General features: G+C 34.3%; 16 protein-coding genes, 1 tRNA gene and 5 pseudogenes. 11 read left to right on the top strand and 11 right to left on the bottom strand.

Features of this window, described 5'->3' with window-relative positions:
- Window positions 1-31: 31 nt before the first annotated feature.
- Together OPR42_RS02895 and OPR42_RS02900 are read right to left on the bottom strand one after the other, a co-directional pair.
- Entirely contained in the window at window positions 32-442 is a 411-nt protein-coding gene (locus tag OPR42_RS02895; protein ID WP_265041742.1) for a transposase, read from the bottom strand.
- A 34-nt stretch (window positions 443-476) separates the two neighbouring features.
- Window positions 477-974 carry a transposase gene (locus OPR42_RS02900; RefSeq protein WP_265041404.1) on the bottom strand — a complete coding sequence of 166 codons (498 nt, stop codon included), beginning with the start codon at window positions 972-974 and terminating at the stop codon, window positions 477-479.
- 50 nt (window positions 975-1024) lie between these two features.
- Here OPR42_RS02900 and OPR42_RS02905 point away from each other — a divergent pair, with 50 nt between their 5' ends.
- A complete protein-coding gene (locus tag OPR42_RS02905; protein ID WP_265041405.1) occupies window positions 1025-1996 on the top strand; it encodes an IS110 family RNA-guided transposase in 972 nt (323 codons plus the stop codon).
- A gap of 174 nt (window positions 1997-2170) precedes the next feature.
- On the opposite strand, the pseudogene OPR42_RS08880 reads toward OPR42_RS02905, so the two are convergent.
- The 3 genes and pseudogenes from OPR42_RS08880 to OPR42_RS02920 form a co-directional block, all read right to left on the bottom strand.
- A pseudogene (locus OPR42_RS08880) lies at window positions 2171-2353 on the bottom strand (IS5 family transposase); the annotation flags it as partial.
- A gap of 153 nt (window positions 2354-2506) precedes the next feature.
- Window positions 2507-3317 (bottom strand): annotated as a pseudogene (locus tag OPR42_RS02915) (IS630 family transposase).
- 116 nt (window positions 3318-3433) lie between these two features.
- Window positions 3434-4024: a nitroreductase family protein gene (locus OPR42_RS02920; RefSeq protein WP_010403959.1), complete on the bottom strand. Its 591-nt coding sequence runs from the start codon at window positions 4022-4024 to the stop codon at window positions 3434-3436.
- 85 nt (window positions 4025-4109) lie between these two features.
- Here OPR42_RS02920 and OPR42_RS02925 point away from each other — a divergent pair, with 85 nt between their 5' ends.
- The 6 genes from OPR42_RS02925 (at window position 4110) to petA (ending at window position 9552) form a co-directional block, all read left to right on the top strand.
- On the top strand, window positions 4110-4637 hold the full coding sequence (locus OPR42_RS02925) for a biotin transporter BioY (protein WP_265041744.1): 528 nt from the start codon (window positions 4110-4112) through the stop codon (window positions 4635-4637).
- The gene (locus tag OPR42_RS02930) at window positions 4634-5032 is read left to right on the top strand and encodes a DUF1284 domain-containing protein (protein ID WP_029237639.1); all 399 of its coding nucleotides are present in this window, start codon (window positions 4634-4636) and stop codon (window positions 5030-5032) included. Before OPR42_RS02925 ends, OPR42_RS02930 begins: the two co-directional genes overlap by 4 nt.
- Window positions 5033-5100: 68 nt before the next feature.
- Window positions 5101-5967 (top strand): tetratricopeptide repeat protein, encoded by an 867-nt coding sequence (locus OPR42_RS02935; protein ID WP_264686742.1) that lies wholly within the window; start codon window positions 5101-5103, stop codon window positions 5965-5967.
- Window positions 5968-6031: 64 nt separating this feature from the next.
- Window positions 6032-6104, top strand: a tRNA-Val gene (locus OPR42_RS02940).
- Window positions 6105-6155: 51 nt separating this feature from the next.
- Window positions 6156-8858 (top strand): DNA topoisomerase (ATP-hydrolyzing) subunit A, encoded by a 2703-nt coding sequence (gene gyrA / locus OPR42_RS02945; protein ID WP_265041745.1) that lies wholly within the window; start codon window positions 6156-6158, stop codon window positions 8856-8858.
- 94 nt (window positions 8859-8952) lie between these two features.
- Window positions 8953-9552, top strand: coding sequence for a ubiquinol-cytochrome c reductase iron-sulfur subunit (petA, locus tag OPR42_RS02950; RefSeq protein WP_265041746.1), 600 nt, complete (start codon window positions 8953-8955; stop codon window positions 9550-9552).
- Between the two features lie 93 nt (window positions 9553-9645).
- On the opposite strand, the gene OPR42_RS02955 is transcribed toward petA, so the two are convergent.
- On the bottom strand, window positions 9646-9819 hold the full coding sequence (locus tag OPR42_RS02955) for a hypothetical protein (RefSeq protein WP_019236834.1): 174 nt from the start codon (window positions 9817-9819) through the stop codon (window positions 9646-9648).
- 60 nt (window positions 9820-9879) lie between these two features.
- Window positions 9880-10690: pseudogene (locus OPR42_RS02960) on the bottom strand (IS630 family transposase).
- A gap of 118 nt (window positions 10691-10808) precedes the next feature.
- On the opposite strand from OPR42_RS02960, the gene OPR42_RS02965 reads away from it, so the two are divergent.
- Both OPR42_RS02965 and OPR42_RS08800 read left to right on the top strand, forming a co-directional pair.
- Window positions 10809-10937 (top strand): hypothetical protein, encoded by a 129-nt coding sequence (locus OPR42_RS02965; protein WP_264376161.1) that lies wholly within the window; start codon window positions 10809-10811, stop codon window positions 10935-10937.
- Window positions 10912-11028 (top strand): reverse transcriptase N-terminal domain-containing protein, encoded by a 117-nt coding sequence (locus tag OPR42_RS08800; protein ID WP_406848681.1) that lies wholly within the window; start codon window positions 10912-10914, stop codon window positions 11026-11028. Before OPR42_RS02965 ends, OPR42_RS08800 begins: the two co-directional genes overlap by 26 nt.
- Before the next feature lie 25 nt (window positions 11029-11053).
- On the opposite strand, the pseudogene OPR42_RS02970 reads toward OPR42_RS08800, so the two are convergent.
- A pseudogene (locus tag OPR42_RS02970) lies at window positions 11054-11874 on the bottom strand (IS630 family transposase).
- Between the two features lie 80 nt (window positions 11875-11954).
- A pseudogene (locus tag OPR42_RS02975) lies at window positions 11955-12194 on the bottom strand (transposase); the annotation flags it as partial.
- A 311-nt stretch (window positions 12195-12505) separates the two neighbouring features.
- Here OPR42_RS02975 and OPR42_RS02980 point away from each other — a divergent pair.
- On the top strand, window positions 12506-13159 hold the full coding sequence (locus OPR42_RS02980) for a glutathione S-transferase family protein (RefSeq protein WP_265041747.1): 654 nt from the start codon (window positions 12506-12508) through the stop codon (window positions 13157-13159).
- Here OPR42_RS02980 and OPR42_RS02985 read toward each other — a convergent pair.
- Complete coding sequence (locus OPR42_RS02985) at window positions 13131-13808, bottom strand: O-methyltransferase (RefSeq protein WP_264686759.1); 678 nt, start codon at window positions 13806-13808, stop codon at window positions 13131-13133. The two genes, OPR42_RS02980 and OPR42_RS02985, sit on opposite strands and share 29 nt — an antisense overlap.
- Before the next feature lie 252 nt (window positions 13809-14060).
- Here OPR42_RS02985 and OPR42_RS02990 point away from each other — a divergent pair, with 252 nt between their 5' ends.
- Window positions 14061-14339, top strand: coding sequence for a DUF2671 domain-containing protein (locus tag OPR42_RS02990; RefSeq protein WP_265041748.1), 279 nt, complete (start codon window positions 14061-14063; stop codon window positions 14337-14339).
- Between the two features lie 46 nt (window positions 14340-14385).
- Here the strand turns inward: OPR42_RS02990 and tnpC are convergent, their stop codons facing one another.
- Window positions 14386-15738 (bottom strand): IS66 family transposase, encoded by a 1353-nt coding sequence (gene tnpC / locus OPR42_RS02995; protein WP_264330462.1) that lies wholly within the window; start codon window positions 15736-15738, stop codon window positions 14386-14388.
- Window positions 15739-15835 lie beyond the last annotated feature (97 nt).

Genomic DNA, 15835 nt, shown 5'->3' on the forward strand with positions numbered 1-15835 from the left:
AGCACTGATAGGCATGTAAATCACAGTGAATTTACGCAGCTAATTTAAATTCAGCCATACCTATATCAGTAAATTTGTTCAATAAGTAGCACTTAATTAACAGCTCTTTTTCACGATTTACCTCTGATTTATTTTTCAAGTCAAACCCAAATATTTGCTTCAACCTATAGAAAAAGACTTCAATATAAGACCGTGCTCCATACTTAACTTTTTTCTTCCATTCATTAATACCATCTTCATAATTCTCATATGACCTAATTCTACTAATATACTTGTTTCTTTCTGATAAGTAGTCAGCTAAACAAATTTTAGTATCCTTCCTAGGGCGAATAATAGGCACAATATTGTATTTTCTGCATTCTTTATACACACTTTTTATATCATAAGCCGCATCTGCTCGAATAGAACAAATGTTATATTTATCACTGACTTCTTCTAACATATCGCAGACCGGCAAATAGTCTACAGCAACACCACTAGATGCTTATTGCTTTCTTATCATTTATGTTTAAAACAACATGTAATTTTCTTACTTGACCATAACCACTGTATTTTCTTTTTCGAATATTAAGCTTACTATGCCCACCGTTATTATTGTAGATACTAACTCTAGTGCTATCTACGGCAATTTCAACATTTTCCAGATCATCTTTATTGCTTCTATGGTCATCAATCTTCAAATTAAGCTTTTTAAATCTTCTGGAAGCTTGTGTATAGCTGATAATCTTAAGTTTTTTGCCTATTTGTACCATATAACCTTTTACAAAACCTACAGCTTGTCTCAAGCCAATTCTAAAAAGATTGTAAGTTAAAAATGTGATATAAAAGAGATAAGAGGGAAAGATAGCCCTACTCACTATAGGAATAGGACTATCACGGGCGTGTGCGACCGAAAAAAAGTTGGTATTACAACCGTGTTCATCAAGGTACACTAGCCCTATCCCTCGATACGTTTGAATAGTTGTGTGGGACATATATATGCACCCGTTTACAATCTTAAATTAATAAAACTATCGAGGTTATCATGGTTAGATCTTATCAAAATTTTATTGGTATTGACATCGGAAAATTCAAGAATGTTGTTGCAGTTCACAAGCAGAAGAATGCTGTCGAATTTGACAATAATACTTCTGGTTGGCAACAATTGTGTCAAAAGTTCTCAGATATCTTACCTAATTCTTTAGTGACTTTAGAAAATACAGGAAAATATGAGCTTGGTTTGTCGAATTTTCTTATTGACAAGAATATCACTGTACATCGAGCTAATACTCGCAAAGTAAAAAGTTTTATTTTATCTCATGGAACTTTAGCAAAATCCGATAAATCAGATGCAAGAGCTCTTGCTCAATATGGATTTGAACGCCATAGAACTCTCTCTCTATTTGTACCTACTTCTGAAAAACAATCAACCTTGGTTGCACTTTGTCAACGTCGTGATGACATCACGCAAATGAGAACTCAGGAAAAATGTAGACTGGAAGCACCTGAAAACGACCATATAAGGGAAAGTTGTCAAAAAACTATTGAATTCTTTAATGGCCAAATAGATGAACTCAATAATGCTATACAAAAAATCATTGATGAAAGCCATGAGTTACAAGAACATCAAAAAATCCTTAAAACAGTTCCTGGAATAGGTAAAAAGTTATCACAAGATTTTCTGTGTTTAATACCAGAGCTTGGTTACTTAAACAGAAGGGAAGTAGCAAGTCTTGCTGGAGTTGCACCTCATCCTAGGGAAAGTGGTAAAGCTGTTGGTTATCGAAGGATTATAGGTGGTAGAAGTAATGTCCGTAAAAAGCTTTTTACAGCTGCGATGTCTGCTGCAAGGTCCAAATCTGCACTTGGTGCCTTTTATTCCAAGCTTGTTGAAAGTGGTAAGAAGAAAATGGTAGCTATAACAGCTCTAATGCGAAAAATTATAGTAATTGCTAATGCAAGACTTAAAGAAGCAATTAATTTGCATACTCTCACAATGGTAACTGAAATTGGCTAATGAATATGTGCGTCCGCACAGACTTAAAGCACATATTCATTAGCTAAGCAGAAATTGTTATGGCAGTTGTTTGATATAAAATTTTATTTCTACGACACATAGGTTTTTATTGTCAACATGATTGAACAAAGTTACATAATTACACAAATAAAAAATTTTTAAAAAACATAGTTGATGAACTATTATGTGTATTAAAATTACAACTTTATCACTATAAGTGTTATTGCCACCTGCAACTTTTGGACTATTTTCATACCAATTTTCTATGGCTTGATTAACAAAATGAAAAACATTTCCTCTTTTTTTGAGAAACTCGTTATATTCTCTTTGGTTACTTACTCTCATTTTTTGTGGCATAAGTTGTACTTGTTTGAAAAATGCCTATTTTACAACAAAATGCGTTAGTAACCATAAGCTTTTCTTCTTACAATAACCTCAACCAACACTAGCTATGCAACAAAGCCCCTGGATTGGATATACTATAGCTCTTTTCATAATAGTCCGAAAAGCTTATAGAAAAGCGGAATCAACAGCATGACGAAAAGATGTGAATAGAGGACTAGCTCTGTTTTTTATAGCAAACCAATGATGCTCAATTTTGTTAAAATCGGGAGAATAAGGCGGTAGATATAAAATTTCTGCGCCAACTCCTTTAGCAAATCTTATTAGACTTATGAAAAGTAGCATTATCAAGGATAACAGTTTGTCCAGGTTTCAAAATCGGTGTCAGAAACTGCTCAAACCATTTATTAAAGATATCCATATTACAGTGGCCTTCAAATGTTAACGGAACAACTATTTTTCTGCCGTTTAAGGCTGCAATCATACTGATTCGTTGAATTTTTTTACCAGATTTTAGAGCATAAAACCTCTGTCCCTTCTGGCAATATCCATAACTCGGTGTCCAGACTCATCTATATAAACTAAGTTTTGAGGTTCTTTTGTTGCTATAATTTTCAAAAATTCAGCGCGTTTTTCTTCGTTTCTTTCTTTGTATCCATATGTCTTTTTTTGCGTGTGAGTCCAATTTTTTTAAGAGCTCGATGGATCGTTGGGATACTAACATTGCTCCAAAGCTTAGCCATTTCCGATACCACCATATTTTTTAGCAAATTCAGTAAATTTATTCCAGTCAGTAATTTTGTGATTATAACCTCCATTTCCAAGTTTTTTTGACTGAAAATCTCCTGTTTCTTTTCTTCTTTGCTGCCACTCCCATAACGTAGTTCTTCCAATTTTAAATCTTGCTGCCACCGTTTCCCTGCTTTCTCCTTCTTCTAGTGCTTCCATTGCTTTTTTTATAACTATATGCTGCTGGCATCCTTACCTTCACTACTATAAAACCTTATTTTACCTCGTTTGGACTATTATGAAAAGAGCTATACTTACCAGATAATCCTATTTTTAAGGTATTGAGAGAGGGGTGGTCAAAGTAAGTTAACTAGTTTTTGGCCACTCATCATAAAAAAATATTTCTTCTATTGGTCTTCTTTTCTTCTTACTTGTTTCAGCGCCATCTTCTTCGTAACCAACCGCTATCACTGACATTACATTAAAATCATCGGATATGTTGAATTTTTCTACTATTTTATCTCTATCAAATCCACCCATTTGATGAGCCATTAAGTTCATAGCTGCAGCCTGTAGCATAAGTGCATAATTTGCTGCACCAGTATCGTGATTAGCCCAAAAATTTTCACCTTTGTCAGATTTACGGAAATTCTTAGCGCTTAGAGATATAATTAGTATTTGTGCATCTTTTGCCCACTTTTGATTAGATTCATCAAGGCAATTTAGCAGCTTTTCCCATGCGCTTTGATTGTTCTGTTTGTTGCATATTACGTATCTCCAGGGTTCATCACCAAAACATGAGGGAGTCAGCCTTACAGCTTCCATTAAAATATCCATGTCTTCCTGAGATATTGCTCTTGTAGGATCGTATGAACGTCCGCTGTGTCTTGCTTTCATCAACGATAATAGATCTTGTTTACTCATCATTTTTAATTTAATAGTGCATAAATAATTCATTGTAGCACAATATGAGCAAAATTTAAATTGCAAAACCTCTCATACACATATATGACATTTAATAAGTTATTTTTATTGGGAAAGTATGTTTATAACACAATCTAGCAGCAGATCAACACTGGCTGAAATATTGTCTTGCGTTTTACTTTTATTCTTGATGGCTCAAATAAGCATACCTTTGCAGCCTGTGCCTATCACATTGCAAACTTTAGGAGTAATGCTTATTGTGCTTAAATTTAACCGCAGAACAGCATTCTATTCTGTGCTTACATATCTATCACTTGGTGCAGCAGGATTGCCTGTTTTTGCGAATTTTTCTGGTGGTTATCACATTTTTTTCGGGCCAACAGGTGGATATTTGATTGGCTGTTTAGTTGCTGTTGTAGTAATGAGCAGAGTAAATGAATTACTGAACTCTAAATATAAATCATTTATGTGTAATTCTTTAAGTTGTCTGGCGGGTACAGTCGTAATCTTTATTTGTGGTATTAGTTGGCTTACTATTTACGTGGGTCTGAAACAAGCAATAATGGTAGGTGTTTTACCATTCATCCTTCCTGGTTTGGTAAAAATTTTTCTACTTGTAGCAGCTTTGCAGTATTTGAAAAAGTGATAAGGTTTCGTCCTCATCATTTTATGTGCACTCTTGCATTTCAAGGGTATGGATATTCTCAGAGCTTTGTAGAAAATTACAAAAAGATAGCAAGTAAAGTAATTAGTGATCCTAATACTAAAATCGAAGTAGTTGATAATCTTGACACTATTTGTAGTGTTTGCCCAAACCAGACTAAACAAGGTAAATGTACCACACAAGCTAAAGTTTTAGAGCTAGATAGAAGGCATATGGAAATTTTAGGAATAAAAATTGGCGAGATTTTGACCTGGAGTAAAGCAGTAAAAAGAATTAGAAAGAAAATGTCTTTAGAGAAATTTGACTACGCATGTGAGGAGTGTAATTGGCAACCATATGGAATGTGTAGAAGTGCTCTTTTAACTCATTCTAAATAGTATCTGCCAATTAATAATATCTTTATTATTATATTAGATAAGTAATTTAGCATTTATGAATTTGTAATGTGTTGCGTATAGTTCAAAGAAATAAGATTTACTGGTTACGCGCTGCAGCCAATGCCACAACACTAGGATCTATGTTTGTCTGCATGTTAATTTGCGTTGTGATTTTATGGAGGTCTTCTGTTACCTATGCTAGTGAAAATTTGGAGATACAGAAGGTCTTTGATAGTGTTGTCAAGCATATAAAAGCTGATAAAAAATATAAAGATCTTGATGTTCTCGAGAGAAAAAGTGACAAATTTAATATCAAAATTTCGCAGAATTCTGGCAAGAATTTTGACATATACTCTATTTTAAAAAAAGCAAAAGATTCCTTTGAGTTAGGAGATAGTGAAACAGCTACTTCTCTCCTCAATCAGATTATCGCAAGATTTCCTTATCATGAAAGTGCTTTAATTGGACTAGGGAATATCTATTATGCTAACAAAGAATTTAAAAAAGCTGTAGAGATTTACACAAGACTGTTAAAAGAATATCCTAGCAACCCTTATGTATTAAAGAATTTTCTGACGATAATCTCACAATATGATCCTAATTTAGCATTGAGTGAAATGTTGAAATTGTATGATACACTCAGAAATAGCGCCCCTTTATCAGCAAATTTAGGTTTGATCTATATGAAAAAAGGGGATTACGTAAAAGCTAAAGAATATATGAAAGCAGCAATTTCTTTAGATCAAAACAATATTTTTTATACCTATAATTTAGCTGTTATTCTAGATAAGCTCTCAGATTTTAAAAATGCCACAGCATGTTATTCAAAGTTGTTGAACATGTCAAAAAATGCAAGTGAAAGAATACCTTTATACAAGGTAGCAGCAAGGCTAAAATTTATACAACTCCATAGTGCGCACCCAGCGATTCCATAAGAGTTGCTTGTATCGCTATTTTTGTTTACAACAACAACATTGAACTATAGAATTATATCTAGAGGGGCAATTAGCTCAGCTGGTAGAGCATCTCGTTTACACCGAGGAGGTCGGCAGTTCAAGTCTGTCATTGCCCATTAGCCTAGTTGAATATTAATATTACAATTATTTCAATCAAAGTATAGAAAATGCAAGACAACATAGTACCAGTTTCAATAGTGAAAGAGCTAGAGGATTCTTATCTCTCCTACGCAATGAGTGTGATCATAAGTCGAGCTATACCTGATGTGCGAGATGGATTTAAACCTGTTCATAGGCGCATATTATACGCAATGTCGAGGGCTGGGTTCGATGCCGGTAAACCTTATAAAAAAGCAGCTCGTATAGTCGGGGATGTAATGGGAAAATATCACCCACATGGTGACATGGCTATCTATGACTCCTTGGTCAGGATGGCTCAAGATTTTTCTCTTCTTTTACCACTTATTGATGGGCAAGGTAACTTTGGTTCGATAGATGGAGATCCGCCAGCTTCAATGCGATATACAGAAGCAAGGCTCCACAGAGTGTCGCATTTTTTACTAAATGATATTGACGAAGATACAGTTGATTTTAGGCCAAACTATGATGGAAATGAAACAGAGCCTGTTGTACTGCCTGCAGAATTTCCGAATCTATTGGTAAATGGTGCAAGCGGTGTTGCAGTTGGTATGGCAACCAATATTCCTTCTCACAACCTTGGAGAAATAATAGATGCTTGTATGTTATATATAGATAATCCTGAAGTTACTTTGGATGAGTTACTTGAAGTGATGCCAGGACCGGATTTCCCAACTGGGGGAACGATTCTTGGAAGGTCTGGAATAAGATCAGCATTTGCAACGGGTCGTGGATCAATTGTTGTGCAAGGCAAGACTCACATGGAAGACCTGTCACAAGATAGGCAAGCAATAGTGATTGATGAAATACCTTACCAGGTAAATAAAGTAAAATTAATTGAGAAGATAGGTGAGCTTGTAAAAGAAAAAAGAATTGATGGCATAACAGAAATTAGGGATGAATCTGATAAGTCTGGTATTAGGGTAGTAATTGACCTCAGAAGAAATGCTGAAGCAAGTTTTATACTTAATCAAATATTGGGACTAACTCCACTAAGAAGTAGTTTTAGTGTTAACACTTTAGTCCTCAACAACAACAGGCCTGCTTTGATGTCGTTGAAAGAAATTATAGCTGCTTTTATTGATTTTAGAAAAGAAGTATTAATCAGGAGAACAGAGTTTCGTCTAAGAAAAACGAGGGAAAAAGCTCATATATATATAGGGCTCTACATTGCGGTCTTGAGCATAGATGAAGTGATAAAAATCATCCGTGGTGCAAAAGATCCTGCGGAAGCAAGTAGAGAACTTTTAAATAAAGAATGGAAAACTTCAGCTGAGATAAACACAATTATTGGATTAATCTCAGACAGCACAAGCTTTTTGAAAGACGGAGTGTATAGATTAACTGAGCTGCAAACGAAAGCTATTCTTGACATGAAATTGCAACGTTTAACAGGCCTTGAAAAAGACAAATTAGAAGCTGAGCTAAGTTCAATGATCAACCTGATAAAAGAATATATCGCTTTTCTTGGCTCAGGAGAGAAGTTGATGAAAGAAATAAAAAACAATCTACAAGAAATAAAGAACAGATTTACTGTGCCGCGAAAAACTTCAATAGAGGAATCAGATACGGACATTGAAGCTGAAGATCTAATTCCACAAGAGGATATGGTGATAACCGTAACTATGAATGGTTATATCAAGCGTGTGAAGCTTTCTCATTATAGAACTCAGCGTCGTGGTGGAAAAGGAAAGCTAGGACAAGGATTAAAAGAAGAGGATGTAACCACAAAATTATTTGTTGGGAATACCCACACTAGCCTTTTATTCTTTTCTAATATTGGCCGAGTTTATAGATTAAAAGTTTATAAGTTACCTATTGCAGAGCCAACTGCACGTGGAAGAGCACTTGTTAATATATTCCCGCTTAGCGATGGTGAAACTATAACTAATATAATGCCATTACCAAGTGAAAATGACGAAAATCAAAACATAGTTTTTGCTACTGCTCATGGGAACATAAGGCGCAACTCTTTAGCAGATTTTCACTATATTCCAAGCAATGGAAAAATAGCAATCAAGCTCGATGAAGGAGATAAGTTAATATCAGTTAAAGTATGCAATGAAATTGATCATGTTTTTCTTTCAACAAGATTCGGCAAAAGTATCAGATTTGTTGTAAGTGATGTGCGTCAATTTAAAAGTCGCAATTCAGATGGCGTAAGAGGTATCAAACTTGCAAAGAATGAAAGCGTGATATCTATGACCATATTAAATGGGATAGGTGTAGCAACAGAAACAAAAGAACTTTACTTAAAAGTTCCACTTGCAAAAAGACTGGGGACTGCAATTAATAACTCCATTGATTCTAAATTGGAAAAGACTTTGAATGATTTAGGAATAGATAACAAACTGTTCTTAAAACTTGCAATGAATGAGGAGTTCATATTAACTATTACTGAAAATGGCTTTGGTAAAAGAACTTCTGCGTACGAGTATAGGGTAACAAATAGAGGTGGTGTTGGTATTACAAATATCCTTACTACCGACAGAAACGGTAATGTTGTTGCTAGCTTTCCAGTTGAACAGGGTGATAATATCATGCTTATTACAGATAAAGGAAAGTTAATTCGTATTTCAGTAAATGATATCAGAATTGCAGGACGTAGCACTCAAGGAGTCACTCTGTTTAAAACAGAGAGTAGAGAAAAGGTGGTGTCAGTAGCGAAAATTGAGGATCCCGATTCCACTGAAAATAGTATTTCCGAAATTGACAACTCTGTTTCTTCTTAACTGTATAGCAAAGGTTAAACAAATAGTGCAAATTTCTATTGATTAATCTATAATATTTAAATTAAAATATATGTCTATGTTCAAGTAGAGATTGATGGATAAGAAGTTAACTGAAAATAAAAAATCATTGACGAATGAGAAGAATAAAAAAACATCTCTTGTTAAAGATTTTGCCAAAAATAAGAGTAGAAGAGATTTTATCACATTAACTACGTGTGCCATGGCAGGTATAGGAGCTGCAAGCGGTCTTTGGCCATTGGTTAAGTCTATGAATCCTTCTGCTGAGGTTTTAGCGATGTCTACGGTTGAGGTTAATCTATCTGATATTCAAGAAGGACAAGGAAAAAAGGTAAAATGGCAAGGTAAGCCAGTATTTATCCGCAAGCGCACAAAACAAGAGATTGAGGCTGCAAGAGCCATAAATGCAGAAAATTTGAGAGATCCTGAATCAGATGAAAAAAGAGTATACAAAGGAAAAGATGAATGGTTAATTATGATTGGAATATGCACCCATCTTGGATGTGTACCAGTTGATCACGCTACAAAAGACGGCAACGGTTGGTTCTGCCCTTGTCACGGTTCATATTATGACACATCAGGCCGAGTAATTGGCGGTCCTGCACCAAAGAACATGGCTATACCTGACTACTTTTTTCCAAGTGAAAATATTGTAGTAATTGGCAAGAAGGCTTAACGGATTTTCATAATTAAAGTAATAAAAGTATATTGCATTTCAAGAAGCACACTGACTTCATAGGCAAAGCTCTTGAAGTCTATCAAGCTAATTTTATACTATGCACATATTCGGATGATAATTAAGAAACTTGCCTGCCAAATTTTCAGAGTTGACAGCTAAATTTAAAACTTGTTCCTTTGCGTCAGAAAAATTCTGACTAACTTGCTTAAAGTTATTTTCTAACTCTTCGAGGATGGAGCTGAAATTAAAAAAACTTTTCTGCATTTTATCAAGATTTTGAGTTATATAGCTTAATATAGCTCTTTTCATAATAGTCCGAAAAGCTTATAGAAAAGCGGAATCAACAGCATGACGAAAAGATGTGAATAGAGGACTAGCTCTGTTTTTTATAGCAAACCAATGATGCTCAATTTTGTTAAAATCGGGAGAATAAGGCGGTAGATATAAAATTTCTGCGCCAACTCCTTTAGCAAATCTTATTAGACTTATGAAAAGTAGCATTATCAAGGATAACAGTTTGTCCAGGTTTCAAAATCGGTGTCAGAAACTGCTCAAACCATTTATTAAAGATATCCATATTACAGTGGCCTTCAAATGTTAACGGAACAACTATTTTTCTGCCGTTTAAGGCTGCAATCATACTGATTCGTTGAATTTTTTTACCAGATTTTAGAGCATAAAACCTCTGTCCCTTCTGGCAATATCCATAACTCGGTGTCCAGACTCATCTATATAAACTAAGTTTTGAGGTTCTTTTGTTGCTATAATTTTCAAAAATTCAGCGCGTTTTTCTTCGTTTCTTTCTTTGTATCCATATGTCTTTTTTTGCGTGTGAGTCCAATTTTTTTAAGAGCTCGATGGATCGTTGGGATACTAACATTGCTCCAAAGCTTAGCCATTTCCGATACCACCATATTTTTTAGCAAATTCAGTAAATTTATTCCAGTCAGTAATTTTGTGATTATAACCTCCATTTCCAAGTTTTTTTGACTGAAAATCTCCTGTTTCTTTTCTTCTTTGCTGCCACTCCCATAACGTAGTTCTTCCAATTTTAAATCTTGCTGCCACCGTTTCCCTGCTTTCTCCTTCTTCTAGTGCTTCCATTGCTTTTTTTATAACTATATGCTGCTGGCATCCTTACCTTCACTACTATAAAACCTTATTTTACCTCGTTTGGACTATTATGAAAAGAGCTATAACTAAGAAGGTGGCCCACTAAATGCTTCTATGTGGAGGGATTGTTTAAGAAGCTAATGCCTAAAGTAATATTTGGGATATGCAGACGTAAACACTTTAATTTGGAAGGTAAAGTTGTGAATAGTAGTGAATATGTTATGAGCCAACAAAATGTTAAGTATGAATGGAATTTGGCGCAAGCTTGAGAAATCTTCATTTAAGCTACAAAAACGAATTTACCGAGCTTCACAATGTAATGATATGAAGATGCATAATCTTCAGAGGTTATTACTATAGCCCTCCCCATAATAGTCCAAAAAGGTCATAAGAAAGAAAAATCGACAGCATGACGAAAAGATTTGAATAAAGGAATGTTTTTCCTAGCTCTGTTTTTTATAGCAAACCAATAATGTTCAATTTTGTTAAAATCTGGAGAATATGGAGGAAGATATAAAATTTCTGCACCAACTCCTTTAGCAAATCTTATTAGACTTATGAAAAGTAGCATTATCAAGGATAACAGTTTGTCCAGGTTCCAAAATCGGTGTCAGAAACTGCTCAAACCATTTATTAAAGATATCCATATTGCAGTGGCCTTCAAAGGTTAACGGAGCAATTATTTTTCTTCCACTTAAGGCTGCAACCATGCTAATTCGTTGAGTTTTCTTCCCAGATTTTAGGGCATAAAACCGCTGTCCTTTCTGGCAATACCCATAGGTTCAGTGTCCAGACTCATCTATATACACTAATTCTTTAGGTTCTTTTGTTGCTATAACCTTTGAAAATTGAGCTCGCTTTTCTTCATTTCTTTCTTTATATCCGTAGGTCTTTTTTTTCTTGTGAATCCTATATTTTTAAGTGCTCGATGAATTGTTTGTCTACTAATATTGCCCCAGCATCTCTGACTGAGTTTTGCCACCTTGCTCATTTGCAAATTCGGCAAATGCATTCCAGTCGGTAATTTTATGCCACGCTTCCAGGCTTTTTTGACTGAAAATCTCCCGTTTTCTCACGTCTTTTCTTCCACTCATATAAAGTTGTTTTTCCGATCTTAAATCTCTTGGCAACAGTTTCTCCACTCTCTCCTTCATCCAATGCTTCCATTACCTTTTTTCTTAAGTCATAACTATTTGCTACTGGCATCCTTACCTTCCACTACTATCAATCCATATCTTACTCTTTTTGGATTATTATGAGAAGGGCTATACTGACAAAATTCATTTTTGTTGCAAATACCCTTTTATAAACCCGACTGTTTGTCTTAAACCAATTCTAAAGAAACTGACGATTATATGCACTAAAATCACAACTTTATCACTATAAATATAGTTGCCGCCCTGCATTTTTGGACAATTCTCGTACCAATTTTCTATGGCGTCATTGATATAACAAAAAATGCTTCCTCTTTCTTGGAGAAATTTGTTATATTCATGGCAGTTACTGACTCTCATTTTTTGTGGCATATTTTTTCTTCAACAGTTAAATGGCTATTTATAATGAATTTTGTCAGTAACTGCCAGTTCTTTTCACTTGAGCGATGCAACAAAGCCATCCCAGTGTCACGCACTGAAATGACACCCTTCCGGTGGGGATTGCTCTCAGACTACAATGTTCGTACAGTTGTACTGGGATTCAAGTATAAAAATATTTGGAAATTATACAATGGACAATGGATTCTAGGAGTATATGTTAAACATAATGAAATAAGCTGGATTCCAATGTCACGTACTGGAATGACAACATATAGGTATTGGAATAACAAAAGAGGAATATTATGATTTTATATCATTTTCCTCTTTGTCCGTTTTCACGAAAAGTTAGAGCTCTTCTCAAGGAAAAAAAGCTGAGTTGTGATTTGGTATATGAAAATCCATGGGAAAAGCGGAATGAATTCATGGAGATCAATCCAATCGGACAAGTACCAGTATTAATAGATAATAACTTTGTAATAGCGGATAGTAATGCCATTTGTGAATATATAGAAGAGACTTACAATAGCGACGTCAAATTACTTGGTTCATCCACTATTATTAAGTCTAAAATACGCGCTTTAATCAATTGGTTCGATAGCAAATTTTACAATGAAGTTACTAAGTATATTATGAATGAAAAAGTAATTACTAACCGCAGCCCTGACTCTAGATTTCTTCATGCAGCTCAGAATAACCTGCCTTGCCATATGGAATACATCGAACACTTAATTAACAAGAACGTTTGGCTTGCAACCGATAAGTTCACTTTAGCCGATATTACTTTAGCATCACATATTTCTATAATAGACTACGTAAATAGTTTCCCATGGGAAAAAAGTAAGATTTTAAAAGAATGGTACTCCATTGTTAAATCAAGGCCTTGTTTTCGCGAAATATTATTAGAGAGAGTTTTTGGCTTAACTCCCCCTAGACATTACGCTGGCCTTGATTTTTAACTTGCGTGAGTTTTAAAGCTACAGTCATTCCTTCGTCAGTAGGAATCAATATGGAGAAATATTTTTTTTCATCTGACAATCTATCGTTAAACTCTCTCATAGCACGCCATGACTTTTCTGATACTTCTTTTGGAGGAGATTCTAAAAATACTGTATCAAATAATAGAGTGTTATCTGCAACGATTAGCCCATCTTGTTTAATGTATGACTCTGCCCAATCTAAATACTTAGGATAACTACTTTTATCAGCATCGATGAATATCATGTCAAATGGTGCCTTTGCTGATAATTCATTAATTTTTTCCAGTGCATCACCTTCTATTAGAGTAATTTTATCACTTAGATTAAAAGCACTAAAATTTTTTTTTGCTATTCTTGAGTGTTGAGGATTATTTTCTATTGTATATATATGACCATCTTTCGGTAAAGCTTTTACCATACAAATTGACGAATAACCATATAACGTGCCAATTTCAACTATGCTTTTAACTTTATGGATTTTGATAAATAAATTTAATAATTTTCCTTCTTCAGGAGTGATTTGAATACGTTGTTTCTTATCAAGAGTACAATGTTCTTCTATTTTTTTATACTCTTTTGCAAATAAGCTTCTTATGTACAACGATTTTCTGCTAAAGTTATGACGCATTAAGTTTTATAATATAAACTAAGGAGGTTTAATCTATATAAGATTTATAAATATAACAATAGGGTTAAGAATAACAAAATTTTTTATTTTAAGTTGTTATTTTATAAAGTAAAATTTTAAGTGACAAAGATTATTATATATTTTACTATAGTTAACTAGTATAATAACCAATTGTTATACTAGAATTAAGGGATCGTTTATTTACATCTCTCTTATAAAATGTAATTTTTATAATCAATTAGAGGGGGTTATATGTCTTATAACATTGCTAACGAAGTTAAAACGTTAAGCAAGAAGTCTAATAATAATGAAGGAGTGAAATTACTGCACAATCCAGCTTATCGCGAGAAGTACAAAGAACGCTTTAACGAAGCTCAGAAAAAAGTTATGGATATGGTCCAATTTTATGATGGAACGATAGTATTAATAGAGAATAAAATTGCTATGTATTATTATGCTTGGCACAGTAAAAAAAGAGAGTTTGAGCGTAAAAAGCAACAAACAGTATCAAAAAATAATGATTCAGCATAGGGTTTTTATATGGTAAGCTACAGTGGTATCCGTTCAGAGGTGTGGTTTAAGAAACAACAGCTAGCAGGTTTTGAAAAGGGTTTAATTCCTTTTGTTTCCAAGTCAGATACAACGAAATTATCCGCTCAAGAAATCTATTCCCTCGCTCTGACTGTGCAAAATATGAATTCTTACGATAGACAACATAATGCCGTATCTGTCGCTCAACATGGTTATTCGTTAATGGAATATTCTCTGGGTCATCCAAAAATGTCCACATCATTGACTCGGATTTTATAATACCCTTTACCGTTCGTGAAGCTCCTTTTGCTTCAAGTATATAAGATATTTTTATCATGCAGTACTGTATGTATCTTCGTAATTCTTTAGCTTGCTTAGTGAACTTTGAAATACTAATTTCATTTTCTGACAAAGCGTTTTTTAATACAAACAATCCATTAGCTGCGTCTTTTAAACAATGGCCAAGTCTCATTACTTCACTATTCCAACTATGAGATAACCTCTCGAAATTTCTCAATAAGTGAGCCCAACAAATTTGTCGTTTTTCATCACTGAAGTGGTTGTAAACTGCATATCTGTCAGTAATTACCAGGTTTTTGTAATCACAAAATGCACTATTCTTTAAAAATTTCATTCCTCTTGTATCTGCTAACTTCATAAGACTTGCTTTATTGTTGGCAAACATCCAGCACCATCCCAATTTGCCTTTGTTGTAGTGACTGGTTTCATCAATATGCAAAATTTCGCTTGCTTTTATTTCTTCCTCTATTTGTTCATAGGCTTCTTTACATTTTGACGAAACCCTTGCTTCACTATTGGACACACTACCAACACTTATACTCATGTTAAAGATGTCTTTCATAATATTCGCTATTTCTCGCTTTGAATTCTTATAAAACCCACTTAGTGATGCAACTACTGACTTAACTCTAGGACCAAAGGTATCCGGTGTAACTCCTTCTGGTAATTTGCTACTCCTTCTTTTTCCGCATTTACGACAGCGACCATGTTCTAATTGATACTCAACTACGTAAGGCTTAATTTCTGGTAAATCAACTTTTTGATAGACATATGGTTTTTCCGATATTGCGATTTCTTCACCACACTCGCATCTATTTGGTAACTCTACCTTCACCACCTCATCTGCTTCCATTTTAGCTCGGCAATTCCCCTTATGTCCAACTTGACCACCTATCTTCCTGCCGCCCTCTGACTTATCTTCTGGTGTGTCTTTTTTTATTTTGTACAGCTCTTTTGAACTTGGTAAAGATGAATTCCTTGAGTTTAAGCCGAGTCTCTCTCTTAGTTCAGCATTCTCTATTTCTAAGATTTTATTTTTTTCTTCAAGCTTTGCTACTTTCTGCTCTAAGTTTTTACATAACTCTACAATACTGATCAACAATTGAAGCATCTAGCCTTACTTTACTATCAACATTTTGTGTTATTACTACTTTAATATATTATGTCAATTGTTTTTTATCCTTGCCACACCTCTG

Source organism: Wolbachia endosymbiont (group B) of Melanostoma mellinum (assembly GCF_947251465.1).
In the GTDB taxonomy this organism is placed as follows: Bacteria; Pseudomonadota; Alphaproteobacteria; order Rickettsiales; family Anaplasmataceae; genus Wolbachia.